Source organism: Streptomyces sp. NPDC003720 (genome assembly GCF_042875075.1).
Lineage (GTDB): Bacteria > Actinomycetota > Actinomycetes > Streptomycetales > Streptomycetaceae > Streptomyces.
Genome location: NZ_JBIANZ010000010.1, coordinates 332399 through 347942, shown reverse-complemented (window position 1 = coordinate 347942; position 15544 = coordinate 332399). Strand labels below are relative to the sequence as shown.

Annotated in this window: 13 protein-coding genes; 1 reads left to right on the top strand and 12 read right to left on the bottom strand. The window is 71.6% G+C overall.

What is annotated here, in order from left to right; translation table 11 throughout:
* Position 1: 1 nt before the first annotated feature.
* The 7 genes from aroC to ACFYU0_RS27835 form a co-directional block, all read right to left on the bottom strand.
* Positions 2–1186, bottom strand: coding sequence for a chorismate synthase (aroC, locus tag ACFYU0_RS27865; protein WP_389304786.1), 1185 nt, complete (start codon positions 1184–1186; stop codon positions 2–4).
* A 176-nt stretch (positions 1187–1362) separates the two neighbouring features.
* Positions 1363–2202 (bottom strand): shikimate dehydrogenase, encoded by an 840-nt coding sequence (locus ACFYU0_RS27860; protein ID WP_389304785.1) that lies wholly within the window; start codon positions 2200–2202, stop codon positions 1363–1365.
* Positions 2183–3865 (bottom strand): endolytic transglycosylase MltG, encoded by a 1683-nt coding sequence (gene mltG, locus ACFYU0_RS27855; protein WP_389304784.1) that lies wholly within the window; start codon positions 3863–3865, stop codon positions 2183–2185. Before mltG ends, ACFYU0_RS27860 begins: the two co-directional genes overlap by 20 nt.
* Positions 3866–3985: 120 nt before the next feature.
* Positions 3986–4450, bottom strand: coding sequence for a Holliday junction resolvase RuvX (gene ruvX / locus ACFYU0_RS27850; protein ID WP_351663895.1), 465 nt, complete (start codon positions 4448–4450; stop codon positions 3986–3988).
* Between the two features lie 14 nt (positions 4451–4464).
* Entirely contained in the window at positions 4465–7137 is a 2673-nt protein-coding gene (alaS, locus tag ACFYU0_RS27845; RefSeq protein ID WP_389304783.1) for an alanine--tRNA ligase, read from the bottom strand.
* Positions 7137–7484 (bottom strand): hypothetical protein, encoded by a 348-nt coding sequence (locus ACFYU0_RS27840; protein WP_351663897.1) that lies wholly within the window; start codon positions 7482–7484, stop codon positions 7137–7139. Before ACFYU0_RS27840 ends, alaS begins: the two co-directional genes overlap by 1 nt.
* Before the next feature lie 9 nt (positions 7485–7493).
* The gene (locus tag ACFYU0_RS27835) at positions 7494–7934 is read right to left on the bottom strand and encodes a DUF948 domain-containing protein (RefSeq protein ID WP_351663898.1); all 441 of its coding nucleotides are present in this window, start codon (positions 7932–7934) and stop codon (positions 7494–7496) included.
* A gap of 162 nt (positions 7935–8096) precedes the next feature.
* On the opposite strand from ACFYU0_RS27835, the gene ACFYU0_RS27830 reads away from it, so the two are divergent.
* On the top strand, positions 8097–10277 hold the full coding sequence (locus tag ACFYU0_RS27830; protein ID WP_389304782.1) for an ATP-binding protein: 2181 nt from the start codon (positions 8097–8099) through the stop codon (positions 10275–10277).
* Between the two features lie 6 nt (positions 10278–10283).
* Here ACFYU0_RS27830 and rpsD read toward each other — a convergent pair whose 3' ends face one another.
* The 5 genes from rpsD to ACFYU0_RS27805 form a co-directional block, all read right to left on the bottom strand.
* Complete coding sequence (gene rpsD, locus ACFYU0_RS27825) at positions 10284–10898, bottom strand: 30S ribosomal protein S4 (protein ID WP_108957064.1); 615 nt, start codon at positions 10896–10898, stop codon at positions 10284–10286.
* A 306-nt stretch (positions 10899–11204) separates the two neighbouring features.
* Entirely contained in the window at positions 11205–12614 is a 1410-nt protein-coding gene (locus tag ACFYU0_RS27820; RefSeq protein WP_351663900.1) for a replication-associated recombination protein A, read from the bottom strand.
* A gap of 53 nt (positions 12615–12667) precedes the next feature.
* A complete protein-coding gene (locus tag ACFYU0_RS27815; protein WP_389304781.1) occupies positions 12668–13324 on the bottom strand; it encodes a vitamin K epoxide reductase family protein in 657 nt (218 codons plus the stop codon).
* A gap of 208 nt (positions 13325–13532) precedes the next feature.
* Positions 13533–14795: a histidine--tRNA ligase gene (gene hisS, locus ACFYU0_RS27810; RefSeq protein ID WP_351663902.1), complete on the bottom strand. Its 1263-nt coding sequence runs from the start codon at positions 14793–14795 to the stop codon at positions 13533–13535.
* Positions 14796–14807: 12 nt separating this feature from the next.
* Entirely contained in the window at positions 14808–15515 is a 708-nt protein-coding gene (locus tag ACFYU0_RS27805) for an MBL fold metallo-hydrolase (protein WP_389304780.1), read from the bottom strand.
* Between the last annotated feature and the right edge of the window lie 29 nt (positions 15516–15544).

Sequence of the window (15544 nt, the reverse complement as noted above, 5' to 3'; positions counted from 1 at the left end):
CTCACCGGATCCGCAGGTTCTCGAGGTACGACCGGACGTTGCGGCTGGTCTCGGCCACCGAGTCGCCGCCGAACTTCTCCGCCACCGCGTCCGCGAGGACGAGGGCGACCATCGCCTCGGCGACGATGCCCGCGGCCGGCACGGCGGACACGTCGGAGCGCTGGTGGTGCGCCTGGGCGGCCTCGCCGGTCGCCACGTCCACCGTCTGCAGGGCCCGCGGCACGGTCGCGATCGGCTTCATCGCGGCCCGCACCCGCAGCAGCTCGCCGGTGGTCAGACCGCCCTCGGTGCCGCCGGAGCGGCCGGACACGCGCCGGATGCCCTCGTCGGTGCGCACGATCTCGTCGTGCGCCTTGGAACCCGGCACGCGCGCGAGTTCGAAGCCGTCGCCGATCTCGACACCCTTGATGGCCTGGATGCCCATGAGCGCGCCGGCGAGGCGCGCGTCCAGCTTGCGGTCCCAGTGCACGTGCGAGCCGAGGCCCACGGGCACGCCGTAGGCCAGGATCTCCACCACGCCGCCGAGGGTGTCGCCGTCCTTGTGGGCCTGGTCGATCTCGGCGACCATCGCCTTCGAGGCGTCGGCGTCCAGGCAGCGCACCGGGTCGGCGTCCAGCCGCTCGACGTCGGCCGGCGTCGGGTACACACCGTGCGGCGCCTTGGCGGAGGCCAGCTCGACCACGTGGGAGACGATCTCGATGCCCGCCGTCTCCTTCAGGTACGACCGGGCGACCGCGCCCAGTGCCACGCGGGCGGCGGTCTCGCGGGCGGAGGCGCGCTCCAGGATCGGGCGGGCCTCGTCGAAGCCGTACTTCTGCATGCCGGCGAGGTCGGCGTGGCCGGGCCGGGGCCGGGTCAGCGGCGCGTTGCGCGCGAGCCCGTCCAGGATCTCGGGGTCGACCGGGTCGGCCGCCATGACCTGCTCCCACTTGGGCCACTCGGTGTTGCCCACCATGATCGCGACCGGAGAGCCGAGGGTGAGGCCGTGCCGGACGCCGCCGAGGAAGGTGACCTCGTCCCGCTCGAACTTCATCCGCGCACCGCGGCCATAGCCGAGCCGCCGCCGCGCCAGGTGGTCCGCCACCATCTCCGTGGTGATCGGCACGCCGGCGGGAAGCCCCTCCAGCGTCGCGACAAGTGCGGGACCGTGGGACTCCCCCGCGGTCAGCCAACGCAGCCTGCTCAACGGTGCTCCTCAGTGTTCGCGCCCGGTACTGCCCTGGGTACGCGTGTCCTCGCGTACGGCGACGACGCGACCGGGTGCGCGACCCCGGCCCGCCACCACCGATCCTCCCACGTCCGGCGCCCTGATCCGGCGGCCGGTCCAGCAGGCGGACGCGGCGTGGACGCGGAAGCGGCCGGTCAGCGCCCGGCGAGCGCCTTCTCGCCGGCGTGCCGCATGGCCTCCAGGGGCGCCGGGGAGCGGCCGGTCATCCGCTCGACCTGCAGGACGGCCTGGTGGACGAGCAGGTCGAGACCGCCGACCACCGCGCCGCCGAACATGGACCAGCGGGCCGCCAGCTCGGTCGGCCAGGGGTCGTACAGCACGTCGAACAGGGTTGCGGGACGCTCGGGCACGGCTGCGGCGAGGGCGTCGGTGGTGCCGGCCGGGGTGGTGGCGATCACCAGCGGGGCGCGCAGCGCCTGCTCGGCGTCGGCCCAGTCCGCCGTGCGGACGTCCACCTCGAGCCGTTCGCCCCACTGCCGCATCTCGGCGGCGCGGGCCTCGCTGCGCACGTAGGCGACCACCTCGCCGGTGCAGATCCGGGACAGCGCGGCGAGCGCGGACGACGCGGTGGCGCCGGCGCCGAGGATCGCCGCCGAGTCGACCTCCTCGATGCCGTGTTCGCGCAGCGCGGCCACCATGCCCGGGATGTCGGTGTTGTCGCCGAGGCGGCGGCCGTCCTCGGTGAGCACGACCGTGTTGACCGCGTCGACGGCGGCGGCCGTGTCGCTGATCTCGTCCACCAGCGGGATGACCGCCCGCTTGAGCGGCATGGTCAGCGACAGCCCCGCCCACTCCGGTCCGAGTCCGTCGAGGAAGCCGGGCAGGGCGGCCTCGTCGATCTCGAACCGGTCGTACGACCAGCCGCCGAGCCCGAGCGCCTCGTAGGCCGCCCGGTGCAGCACCGGGGAGAGCGAGTGGGCGATGGGCGAACCGAGCACGGCGGCCCGGCGGGCGTCAGTTGCCCGAGGAGGCATTGAATTTTTCCTTGAGCTTTTCGAATTCCGCGTTCGTCCGGGCGAATTCCGTGTTGTCCACACCGTCGGTCGCCACGAAGTACATCCAGCCTTCGTGCGTCGGATTCAGCGTCGCCCGCAGCGCGTCCTCGCCGGGATTTCCGATCGGACCGGGCGGAAGTCCCTTGTTGGTGTAGGTGTTGTACGGGCTGCGGTCGCTGTTGATCTCCTTCTCGGAGATATGGATGTTGCTCGTGCCCTTGAGGTAGTTGTACGTCGAGTCGAACTGCAGCAGCTGGTTGGTCTCGGTGTTGGTGGGCTTGAGACGGTTGTAGACCACCTCCGCCATCTTGCGGAAGTCGTCGTGCGTCTTGCCCTCCGCCTGGACCAGGCTCGCGACCGTGAGCAGCTCGAACGCGTTCTTCAGGCCGAGCTCCTTCGCCTTCGCGGGAAGGTTGTACGGGGCGTACTTCTGCTTGGACTGGGCGACCATCTGCTTCAGGACCGCCTCGGGCTTCATGCCCTTGGCGGCCGGGTAGGTGGCCGGCCAGAGGAAGCCCTCAAGCGGGTCCTGGACGGAGCCGCTGTTCTGCGCCCAGCTCGGCAGGCCGAGGTTCTTGTACTGCGCCTTGGCGACCTTCTTGGTGGTGCCGGCGGAGACACCGAGCTGTTTGTCGATGGCCTGGTAGACCTGCGCGTTGCGCTCGCCGGGCTTGACGAGCACGTTGCTCTGGCTCCTCGGGTCCAGCATGAGCTGCACGGCGCTGGCGGCGGACATCTCCTTCTTCAGGAGGTACGCGCCGGCCTGGATGGTGTCCCCCTTGGGGTTCTGCCCCTGGGCGCTCACGAAAGCGTCGGCGCTCTTGACCACGCCCGCTTCCTTCAGCCGCCGCCCGATCTCCCAGCCGCCGGCGCCCTTGGGGATCTCGACGGTCACGCTCTCGCTGGTCCCCTGGCCCGTGTAGTCGGGAGCCGGGGCGAAACGATTTTGGTAGAACTTCCAGCCGAAATAGCCGGCCCCGCCGAGGCCGCCGCCGAACACCAGGCAGACGACCAGGCAGGCGCAGCCGTTGCGCCGCTTCTTGCCCTTGACGGGTTTCTTGCCCTTGCCCCGGCGCTCACGCCTGCTCTGCAGTTCGTGCTCGGCGTCGTCCCCGTCGTCCTCGCCCGAGAAGAAGGCGTGCTCCTCCTCGTCGGCCGCGGGTTCCGGTTCCGGTTCGGGACGCCGGCGGCCGGGCGGCTCGGGCGGCGGGTAGGCGTCCTCGGTGCGGTAGAAGTCGTGCTGCTGCGCGCCGTAGGCCGCGGGCTGCTGGCCGTACGGGTCGCCGGGATCGGGCGGGTACGGCACCTGGCCCTGGGCGCCGCTCGTGTTCCAGACGCCCTGGTGCTGGTACTGCTGCTGGGTGTGCGCGGCGTACTGCTGGTCCTGGCCGGGGTACTGGTGGCCGTACTGCTGCTGGTCCTGCCCGGGGTGGTACGGGTACTGCTGCTGACCCTGACCGGGCAGGCCGCCCTGGGTCCAGTCGCCGTGCTGCGGCTGCTGCGGGTACTGCTGCTGCGCCTGGCCGTCGTAGAGGGACTGCTGACCCGCGTGGGTCTCCTGCCCTCTCCATCCGCCGTCCCCGTACAACGGGTCCTCCGGATGCCACGGTTCGGAGCCAGGGCCCCGGCCATACTCAGTCATCGATCCCCTAGAGCCGCGAGGCGGACGGTCGTGCGGCCGGGGCCGGATCCCGTTCCGCCTCTTGCTGTGCGGTGGCTGTTCGAACACCGCCGCATCGCGCGGAACGTTACCGTATCGCGATCAGATGACCACTTCGACGCCCTCGCCGGGTGCTTTACCTGACACCCGTTCGGATTCCAGGGCCTGCTGCAGAATGATGACGGCGGCGGCCTGGTCGATCACGGAGCGGCCCTTCTTGGATTTCACCCCCGAGGCGCGCAGTCCCTGACTGGCCGTCACGGTCGTCATCCGCTCGTCCACCAGGCGGACCGGCACCGGTGCGATGCCCTTGGCCAGCTCCTGGACGAAGCCGCGGACCTTGGCGGCGGCCGGACCCTCGCCCCCCTTGAGGGAGCGAGGGAGTCCGACCACGACCTCGATCGGCTCGTACTCCTCCACCAGCTGCCGCAGCCGGCGGTGGGCGGCGGGGACGTCCCGGCCCGGGACGGTCTCCACCGGGGTGGCGAGGATCCCGTCGGGGTCGCACGAGGCGACCCCGATCCGGGCGTCCCCGACGTCGATCGCGAGCCGGCGTCCTCTGCGCATGTCCGGCCGCTTCCCTACTTCGCGGTCTCGGCGACGAGCCGCTCGACGGCGTCCACGGCCTCGCCGACCGCGGCCGGGTTCTGGCCGCCGCCCTGAGCGACGTCCGGCTTGCCGCCACCGCCGCCGCCGAGCGTCTTGGCGGCGGTGCGGACCAGGTCGCCGGCCTTGAGGCCGCGCTCGCGGGCGGCCTCGTTGGTGGCGATGACGGTCAGCGGCTTGCCGTTGTTCACCGTGAACAGGGCGACCACGGCTGCCCGGCCGCCCTGGATGCGGCCGCGCACGTCGAGGACCAGCTTGCGCAGGTCGTCGGGGGTGGTGCCGTCGGGGACCTGCCCGGTGACGACCGCGACCCCGCGGACGTCCCGGGCGGACTCGGCGAGACCGGCGGCGGCCTGCAGCACCTTCTCGGCGCGGAACTTCTCGATCTCCTTCTCGGCGTCCTTCAGCTTGCCGAGCATGGCGGAGATCTTCTCCGGAAGCTCCTCCGGGCGGCCCTTGACCAGCTCCTGGAGCTGGGCGACCACGGTGTGCTCACGGGCGAGGAAGTTGTAGGCGTCCACGCCGACCAGGGCCTCGATACGCCGCACGCCCGAGCCGATCGACGACTCGCCGAGCAGCTTGACCAGGCCCAGCTGGGCGGTGTTGTGCACGTGCGTGCCGCCGCACAGCTCCTTGGAGAAGTCGCCGATGGTCACCACACGGACGCGCTCGCCGTACTTCTCGCCGAACTCGGCGATGGCGCCCTGCTTCTTGGCGTCGTCGATGCCCATGACCTCGGCGTGCACGTCGAGGTCGCGGGCGAGCACCTCGTTGATCTTCTGCTCGACGTCGGTCATGACGGCCGTCGGGACGGCGGCCGGGGAGCCGAAGTCGAAGCGGAAGCGGCCCGGCTGGTTCTCGGAACCGGCCTGGGCGGCCGTCGGGCCGAGGGCGTCGCGCAGCGCCTGGTGGGTCAGGTGCGTGGCCGAGTGGGCGCGGGCGATGGCCTTGCGGCGGCGGGAGTCGATCGAGGCGTGGGCCTTGGCGCCGACGGTCACCTCGCCGACCTGGACGACGCCCTTGTGGACGTAGACGCCCGGGACCGGCTTCTGGCAGTCGCGGACCTCGATCACGGCGCCGGAGTCGACCTTGATCCGGCCGGTGTCACCGATCTGGCCGCCGCCCTCGGCGTAGAACGGGGTGCGGTCGAGGACGATCTCGACCTCGTCGCCCTCGGTGGCGGCCGGCGAGGAGACGCCGTCCACGAGGATGCCGACGATCGTGGTCTCGCCTTCGGTGTCGGTGTAGCCGATGAAGTCGGTGGCCCCGGCGGCGTCGGCGATCTCCCGGTAGGCGCCCATGTCGGCGTGGCCGGTCTTCTTGGCCTGGGCGTCGGCCTTGGCGCGCTCCCGCTGCTCCTTCATCAGGCGGCGGAAGCCGTCCTCGTCCACGGAGAGGCCCTGCTCGGCGGCCATCTCCAGGGTGAGGTCGATCGGGAAGCCCCAGGTGTCGTGGAGCAGGAACGCCTTGTCGCCGGAGAGGACGGTGCCGCCGGACTGCTTGGTCTCGGTGACGGCAGTGTCGAGGATGTTGGTGCCGGCCTTCAGCGTCTTCAGGAAGGCGTTCTCCTCGGCGAGGGCGACCTTCTCGATGCGCTCGCGGTCGGTGACCAGCTCCGGGTACTGCTGGCCCATCATGCCGATGACGACGTCGATCAGGTCCTTGACGACCGGGCCGGTGGCGCCGAGCAGGCGCATGTTGCGGATGGCGCGGCGCATGATGCGGCGCAGCACGTAGCCGCGGCCCTCGTTGCCCGGGGTGACGCCGTCGCCGATGAGCATGGTGGCGGTGCGCATGTGGTCGGTGACCACGCGCAGCGAGACGTCCGAGTCGTGCGCGTCGCCGTAGGCCACGCCGGTCAGCTCGGTGGCCTTGTCGATCACGGCCATGGAGGTGTCGATCTCGTACATGTTCTGCACGCCCTGCAGAATCATGGCGAGCCGCTCGAGGCCGAGGCCGGTGTCGATGTTCTTGCTCGGCAGTTCGCCGAGGATCTCGAAGTTGTCCTTGCCGGTGCCCTCGCCGCGCTCGTACTGCATGAAGACGAGGTTCCAGATCTCCACGTACCGCTCGTCGTTGACGGCGGGGCCGCCCTCGGCGCCGAACTCGGGGCCGCGGTCGTAGTTGATCTCGGAGCAGGGGCCGCAGGGGCCGGGGACGCCCATGGACCAGTAGTTGTCCTTCATGCCCAGGCGCTGGATGCGCTCCTTGGGCACGCCGACGACCTCGTGCCAGATGCGCTCGGCCTCGTCGTCGTCCTTGTAGACGGTGATCCACAGGCGCTCGGGGTCGAGGCCGTAACCGCCCTTGTCCTGGGGCGAGGTGAGCAGCTCCCAGGCGTACTTGATGGCGCCTTCCTTGAAGTAGTCGCCGAAGGAGAAGTTGCCGCACATCTGGAAGAACGTGCCATGCCGGGTGGTCTTGCCGACCTCTTCGATGTCGGGCGTGCGCACGCACTTCTGCACGCTGGTGGCGCGCGCGAAGGGGGGCTTGACCTCACCCAGGAAGTAGGGCTTGAAGGGCACCATGCCGGCGGGGACGAGGAGCAGAGTCGGGTCGTCCGCGATGAGCGACGCCGAAGGGACGACGGTGTGCCCGCGCTCCTCGAAGAAGCTCAGCCAGCGGCGGCGAATCTCGGCCGACTCCATCAGTGGTCCTCATTCCGGTTGTACGAGTACGTCGTGTTCTCGACGTACTTCGGGTTGCTGCGGTCGTTCTCCAGGGCGGCGTACCGCCCGGGCGCGGGGAGTTCGGGGTCGGCGTCGATGCCCAGCGCCTCCCCCAGCTCGGCCTCCCGCTGGGCCATGTTGTGGCGGACGTCGAGCGCGAAGCCGACCGCGCCGTCCTTCAGTCTCCGGCCGGTCTCCAGGGCCTTGTTGGCCGCGGTGGCGGCGAGGCTCTCCGGAGTCAGCTGCCTCAGCTTGCGGTTGACCTTGGTGGTGGCCCACACACCGGCGGCGACGCCCGAGGTGAACCAGAACGTACGGCGGAACATCGCTGGGTCTCAGTCCTTCTTCCGCTTGCGTCGTGCGGCGGGAACCGTGCGGCCCACGATCACCGTACGCCGGGGCTGCCTCGCGGGCGCGTCCTCCCGGCGGCCGCCCAGGGCCCGGCGCACGCCGTAGCCGAAGGCCGCGACCTTGACCAGCGGGCCGCCGAAGGTGGAGGCGACGGTGGTGGAGAGCGCGGAGGCGTTCGACGTGACCTCCTGGACGTCGGAGGCGATCGCGTCCACCCGGTCGATCTGGGTCTGCGCGGAGCGCACGGCCGCGGAGGCGTCCGCGAGCAGCGGGACGGCCTGGTCGGTCACCTCCGCCACGAGCTTGGTGGTCGCCTTGAGCGTCTGGGCCACCCTCACCAGTGCGACGGCGAGGAAGGAGACCAGGATCGCCCAGAAGACGGCCACCAGGATCCCGGCCACCTCTCCACCGGACACTGTGCGCACCCGCTCCCTGTACGTGCTCTGAACATCGGAACCATGAGAAAAGCAGTGCACCGAGCCTATCGCGCCGGTGGTGGGGCTCCGTACCGGATTAGCGCCGGCGGCGGGTGGAGTCGCGGGAAGCGATTGTACGGAATGAACACGGTTCAGTACGCTCCGTGTCCCATGCGAGGTCCTCAGCGCCCCGGCCCCTGCGCGGACGGCGATCCGCCCCTGGAACTCACCGCCTTCATCGGGCGCTCGGCCGAACTCGGCGGGCTGGCCGAGGCGATGGCGGCGGCCCGGCTGGTGACGGTGACCGGCGCCGGCGGGGTGGGCAAGTCCCGGCTCGCGTGGCACGCCGCGGTGCGGTCGGCGCCCGCGGACGGGGTGGCCCGGGTCGAGCTCGCGCCGGTCCAGGACCCGCTGTTCGTCGAATACGCGGTCACGGAGGCGCTGGGCCTGACCGACCACACCACGCGGCCGCCGCGCGAGTCGCTGCTCGGCCATCTCGCGGGCCGCCGCTTCCTGCTGGTGCTGGACGGGTTCGAGCATCTCGTGGAGGCCTGCGCCGGGCTGGTGGCGGAGCTGCTGCGCAAGCTCCCGGAGCTGCGGGTGCTGGCCGTGGGACGGCGCCCGCTGGGGCTGGCGGGCGAGTGCCTGTTCCCGCTGGCGCCGCTCGGCACGGACGAGGCGGTGGAGCTGTTCGCCGACCGGGCCCGGCAGCACGGCGCCGAGGTGGCGGACTGCCCGGCGGTCCGGGAGCTGTGCCTGCGTCTGGAGGGGATCCCGCTGGCGGTGGAGCTGGCCGCGGGACGGCTGCGGGCGCTGTCCCCGGCCCAGTTGCTCGAGCGTCTCGACGACCGGTTCCGGCTGCTGACCGGCGGCGGCCGGGACGCCCTGCCGCGGCACCGGGCGCTGCGCACGGCGATCGGCTGGAGCCACGAGCTGTGCACCGCGGCCGAACGGCTGCTGTGGGCGCGGCTGTCGATGTTCGCGGGGACCTTCGACCTGGACGCGGCCGAGTACGTGTGCAGCGGGGACGGACTGCCCGCCGGGGACGTCCTGGACGTGCTGTCGGAACTGCTCGCCCAGTCGCTGGTGACCCGGGAGGAGACGGCGACGGGCCCCCGCTACCGGATGCTGGACACCGTTCGGGCCTACGGCGCCGACTGGCTGGAGGCCGCCGGGGACACGGCCCGGCTGCGGCGACGGCACCGCGACTGGTGCCTGGGGCTGGCGACGATGTGCGAGCTGGACTGGTTCTCGCCGCGGCAGCGGGAGGTGGCCGCGCGGGTCCGGGCGGAGCTGCCGAACCTGCGGGCCGCCCTGGAGTTCTGCCTCACCGAGCCGGAGGAGGCGCACCTGGGCCAGTACCTGGCGGGCTCGCTCTGGTTCTGCTGGGCGGGCTGCGGGCGGCTGTCGGAGGGGCGGCGCTGGCTGGAGCGCAGCGTGGAACTGGACTCGGGGTACGAGCGGTCGCGGCTGAAGGCGCTGTGGGTACTCGGCTACGTGGCGGTCCTCCAGGGCGACACCGTGCCGGCGCTCGCGGCGCTGCGGGAGTGCCGGGAGCGGGCGGAGCTGATCGCGGACGGCGCGGCGGTGGCGTACGCGGAGCACCGCACCGGCTGTCTGGCGCTGGTGACGGACGACCTGGCGCGGGCGGAGCGGCTGCTGCGCTCGGCGCTCGGGCGGTACCGGGAGATCGGCGAGCTGAACAGCAACGTCCTGATGAGCCAGGTGGAGCTGGCGATGGCGCGGGCGTTCCAGGGCGACCTGGCGGACGCGGTACGGCTGTGCGAGGACGTGCGCCGGGTGTGCGAGGACCACGGCGAGCACTGGGCCCGCTCGTACGCGCTGTACGTGCTGGCGTACGCGTCCTGGCGGGGCGGGGACCACCGCCGGGCGCGGGAGCTGCTCGTGGACTGCCTGGGCGACGCGCACGCCTTCCACGACCTGCTCGGCTCGGTGCTGTCGCTGGAGCTGCTGGCCCTGGTGACGTTGTCCCAGGGCGATCCGGCCGAGGCGGCGGTCCTGCAGGGGGCGGCGGGCCGGTTGTGGCCGTCGGTCGGGCTGCCGCTGTTCGGCTCGGCGCACTACAACGCCCCGCACGAGCTGTGCGAGGCGGCGGCCCGGCGGGCGCTCGGCGACGAGCGGTACGGGGAGCTGCTGGCCGAAGGGGCCCGGCTGGACCGGGAGGCGGCCGTGGCGCGGGCGCTGGCGCACGAGGGGGAACGGCCGCCGTACACGGTGCCCGGCCCGCGCGGGCCGGTGCCGCACGCGCGCGGAGAGGCCGGGAAACGCGAACCCGCCGCCTCCCGCACCCGGAAGGGCGGGGAGGCGGCGGGCGGAGTGCCTACGCCGTGACGGGGATCAGCGGGCGTAGTACTCGACGACGAGCTGCTCGTCGCAGATCACCGGGATCTCCTTGCGGTTCGGCTCGCGGTCCAGGCGGAACGCCAGGGCCTTGAGGTTCACCTGCAGGTAGCGCGGGGTCTCACCGTCGGGGGCGAAACCACCCTCGCGGGCGACCTGGAAGAGCGTCTTGTCCTTGGAGCGGTCGCGGACCTGCACGACGTCGTCCGGACGGACGCGGAAGGACGGCTTGTCGACCTTCTGGCCGTTGACCTGGATGTGGCCGTGGACGACCATCTGGCGGGCCTGGTAGATCGTGCGGGCGATGCCCGAACGCAGGACCAGCGCGTCGAGACGGCGCTCGAGCTCGATGATCAGGGCCTCACCGGTCTTGCCCTGGACCTTGGAGGCACGCTCGTAGGCGCGGACGAGCTGGCGCTCGGACACGTCGTACTGCGCGCGCAGACGCTGCTTCTCGAGCAGACGGACCTTGTAGTCCGAGTTCTGCTTGCGGCCGCGGCCGTGCTCACCCGGCGGGTAGGGGCGGGCCTCGAAGTACTTGACGGCCTTCGGGGTCAGCGCGATGCCGAGGGCACGCGACTTCTTGACCTTGGGGCGGGACTGGTTCGCCACTGTCTGTTTCTCTTTCCTGGTTTTCGGCTTGTCAGGGTTGAGGGAGGTCGCATCCGCAGCCGGGGAAACCCGCCTGGTCCGCGTGGGACCCTGCCGGGCAGCCGCTCCCCTGATCTGGGCACATACGTGCAGCACGCGAGTGGCCCACCGACCGCTCCCGGGCTTCCGGGTGGTGGTGGGCTGCCCGCGACACCGTTCGACGGTGCGCGACGCTCCTGGAGCCGGTCCGCGAAGGACCGGGTCTCCGGCTGGCTGTCCCGCTCTGACTGCGCGGGACTCAGCACTTCGGGGCAGTCTACAGGCTGCTCAGGACCGCTTGCGACCGAGGTGCTTGCGCGTCCACTCCACCGCGTCCGCGTACCGGGCTTCCGCTCCGTGCCGGGTCGGCGTGTAGTACGCGCGGTCCTTGAGGGCGTCCGGGGCGTACTGCTGCTCCGCGATGCCCTCGGGCAGGTCGTGCGGGTACACGTAGCCCTGGGCGTGGCCGAGCTTGGCCGCGCCCTTGTAGTGCCCGTCCCGCAGGTGCGGCGGGACGGGGCCCGCCTGTCCCTTGCGCACGTCCTCCAGCGCGGCGCCGATGGCGGTGGTGGCGGCGTTGGACTTGGGGGCGAGCGCGAGGGCGATGGTGGCGTGGCTGAGGGTGAGCGCGGCCTCCGGGAAGCCGATCATGGCGACGGCCTGCGCGGCGGCGACCGCGATGGGCAGGGCGTTCGGGTCGGCGAGGCCGACGTCCTCGCTCGCGGAGATCATCAGCCGGCGGGCGATGAACCGCGGGTCCTCGCCGGCCTCGATCATGCGGGCCAGGTAGTGCAGCGCGGCGTCGACGTCGGAGCCCCGGATGGACTTGATCAGGGCGCTGGCGACGTCGTAGTGCTGGTCGCCGTCGCGGTCGTACTTCACCGCGGCGCGGTCGACGGTCTGCTCGAGCGTCCGCAGGCTGATCTCGCTCTCGCCCTGGTCCAGGGCGGCTCCGGCGGCGGCCTCCAGCGCGGTCAGAGCGCGGCGGGCGTCGCCGCCGGCGATGCGCAGGAGGTGGTCCGCGGTGTCGTCGGGCAGGGAGACGGCGTCCCCCAGGCCGCGCTCGTCGGTGAGGGCCCGCTCGAGCAGCCCGCGGACGTCGTCGTCGGTGAGCGGTTCGAGGGTGAGCAGCAGGGAGCGGGACAGCAGCGGGGAGATCACCGAGAAGTACGGGTTCTCGGTGGTCGCCGCGATCAGGGTCACCCAGCGGTTCTCGACCGCGGGGAGCAGGGAGTCCTGCTGGGCCTTGCTGAAGCGGTGGATCTCGTCCAGGAAGAGGACGGTCTCCTTGCCGAAGCCGCCGGTGGCGCGGCGGGCGCCATCGATGACCGCGCGGACCTCCTTGACGCCCGCGGTGATGGCCGACAGTTCCACGAAGCGCTTGTCGGTGGCCTTGGAGACGACGTACGCGAGGGTCGTCTTGCCGGTGCCGGGCGGGCCCCAGAGGATCACCGAGGACGGTCCGGCGGGTCCCGCCCGTCTCCCACCACCGCCCTTGCCGGAGGGGCCCGCGGCCCCGCCATTCTGGTCTGCGCCCTCGCCCACCAGCCGGCGCAGGGGCGAGCCTGGCTTGAGCAGGTGCTGCTGGCCCACCACCTCGTCGAGGGTGCGCGGGCGCATCCGCACCGCCAGGGGGCTGGCGGCGGGGTCCTTCTCCTGGCGTTCTTCTGCTGCGGCGGTGAACAGGTCGGGCTCCACGCAGAAACCCTAAATCACCGCACCGACAGTCCGGCGGGGCGGTCGGCCGGCCGTCAGCTCGTCCAGAAGTCCCACCAGCGGGTGAGCACCAGCATGCCGATGACGCCGACGTGCAGGACCGGTACGACCCAGGTGAACTCGCCGAAGAAGGACTTCAGCCAGCGCGGGGAGGGCAGGAAGTCGTTGCGGACGTTGAACGAGGTCACGTACCAGAACATGACGATCGTGGCGACCCAGGCCAGCGAGCACCACAGGCAGAGCGCGTTGATCCGGTACAGGGACTGGAACTGCAGCCAGGTGCAGAAGGCGACGCCGAAGAGCGTGCCGAAGTTGAAGGTCAGCCAGTACCAGCGCGGGAAGCGGGCGCGGGCCAGCAGGCTCACGCCGACGCAGACGACGATGCCGTAGCAGACCAGGCCGAGCATCGGGTTGGGGAAGCCGAAGGCGGCGGCCTGCTTGCTCTCCATCACGCTGCCGCAGGACACCACCGGGTTGAGGCTGCAGCCCGGGGTGAAGGTCTTGCCGGCGACCTTGGCCTCGAGGATCTTGAACTTGTCGAGCGTGATGACCCAGGCGGCCAGCAGCCCCGCGGCGCCGGTGATCACGAGCAGGATGGCGAAGGCGCGGCTGCCGCCCTCCGTGCGCGGTCCGCGGGCGGACTGCCCGGACCCGGGCTCGCTGGAGACGTCCTTGACTGTCGTCTTGCTCATCACGCCGATTCCGTCACTCGAGAGGTGGACCTTCTTCGGGCAAGCCTCATTCTGCCGCACGCGTGCGGGGCCTCACCGTTCGCTCCGCATAAGGATGTACGTATGACCGGCGCCGTTCGTTCGGCCCGGGGCGGCGGCCGCGCCGGAAACGGCAAGGGCGCCGGACACCCCCCGTCGGGGAGTCTCCGGCGCCCACGCGCGTGTGCGCTCAGCCGAGCCGTGACTCCAGTTCCGCCACGATCTCGTTCACGCCGACCGCCGTCTGCTCGCCGGACTCCATGTCCTTGAGCTGCACCACGCCCTCGGCGAGATCCCGCTCGCCGGCGACGATCGCGTACCGGGCGCCGCTGCGGTTGGCGTTCTTCATCGCGCCCTTCAGTCCCTTGCCACCGTAGGCGAAGTCCGCCGCGACCCCGAGCCTGCGCAGCTCGGTGACCTTGGCGAACAGCACCCGGCGGGCCTCCTCGCCGAGCGGGACGGCGTAGACGCTGGTCGTGGACGGCAGGTCGAGCGTGATGCCCTCGGCCTCCAGGGCGAGGACCGTGCGGTCGACGCCCAGGGCCCAGCCCACCGACGGCAGCGCGGGGCCGCCGATCATCTCGGACAGGCCGTCGTAGCGGCCGCCGCCGCCGACCGCGGACTGGGAGCCGAGGCCGTCGTGCACGAACTCGAAGGTGGTCCGGGTGTAGTAGTCCAGGCCGCGGACCAGCTTCGGGTCGTTCTCGAAGGCCACGCCCGCCGCGGTGAGCAGCTCGCGGACCTCCTCGTGGTACGCCTTGCAGGCGTCGCACAGGTAGTCGCGCAGCAGCGGCGCGCCGGTCAGCTGCTTCTGCACCGACTCCCGCTTGTCGTCGAGGACCCGGAGCGGGTTGATCTCGACGCGGCGGCGGGTGTCCTCGTCCAGGTCGAGGGCGCGCAGGAACTCCTGCAGCGCGGCCCGGTACACCGGACGGCACTCCTTGTCGCCCAGGCTGTTCAGCAGGATGCGGAAGTCGCGCAGGCCGAGCGAGCGGTAGGCCTGGTCGGCCAGGATGATCAGCTCGGCGTCCAGCGCCGGGTCCTCGGCGCCGATCGCCTCGGCGCCGACCTGGGAGAAGTGGCGGTAACGGCCCTTCTGCGGGCGCTCGTAGCGGTAGTACGAGCCGGAGTACCAGAGCTTGACCGGGAGGTTGCCCGCCTTGTGCAGGTTGGCCTCCAGGGCGGCGCGCAGCACGGACGCCGTGCCCTCGGGGCGCAGGGCGAGCCGGTCGCCGCCCTTGGTCTCGAAGGCGTACATCTCCTTGGTGACGATGTCGGTGGACTCGCCGACACCGCGCGCGAACAGCTCGACGTTCTCGAAGCCGGGGGTCTCGACGTAGCCGTAGCCGGAGTCGCGCAGCGGGGCCGCGATCGCCTCACGGACCGCCAGGTAGGTCGCGGAGACCGGCGGGATCAGGTCGTAGGTGCCCTTGGGGGCCTGGAAGGTGCTCACGGAAGTCTCTCGTCACATTCCTCGTCGGGGAGCCTGGAGGGCTCCCTGGCCGGCCGCCACCTGCCGCAGATAGGGGTTGGTGGCGCGCTCCTGGCCGATGGTCGTCTGGGGGCCGTGGCCGGACAGCACCACGGTGGAGTCCTCGAGCGGCAGGCACACGCGTGCCAGCGAGTCGAGCATGTCCTCCATGGAGCCACCCGGCAGGTCGGTGCGTCCTACGGAGCCGGCGAACAGCAGATCCCCGGAGAAGAAGACCTGCGGGATGTCCGCGGTCTCGGGCATCCGGAACGTCACCGACCCCTTGGTATGGCCCGGTGCGTGCGCGACGGAGAACGTGAGGCCGGCCAGTTCGAGCAGCGCGCCGTCGGTCAGCTCCCGGACGTCGTCCGGCTCGCCCACGGTCAGCTCGCCCATGAGCGGCATGCCGAAGGAGCGGCCGAGCGCCTTCTCGGGGTCGCTCATCATGTACCGGTCGCTCGGGTGGATCCAGGCCGGTACGTCGTGCGCGCCGCACACGGGGACGACCGAGGCCACATGATCGATGTGGCCGTGGGTGAGGACGACGGCGACGGGCTTGAGCCGATGCTTCTTCAGCGCTTCCTCGACTCCGTCGGCGGCCTGGTGGCCCGGGTCGATGATCACGCACTCCTCACCGGCGGCGGGGGCGACGAGATAACAGTTCGTCCCCCAGGCCCCGGCGGGGAACCCGGCAATGAGCACGATCGTCCTTCGTTGTGTCGGTACGGGAG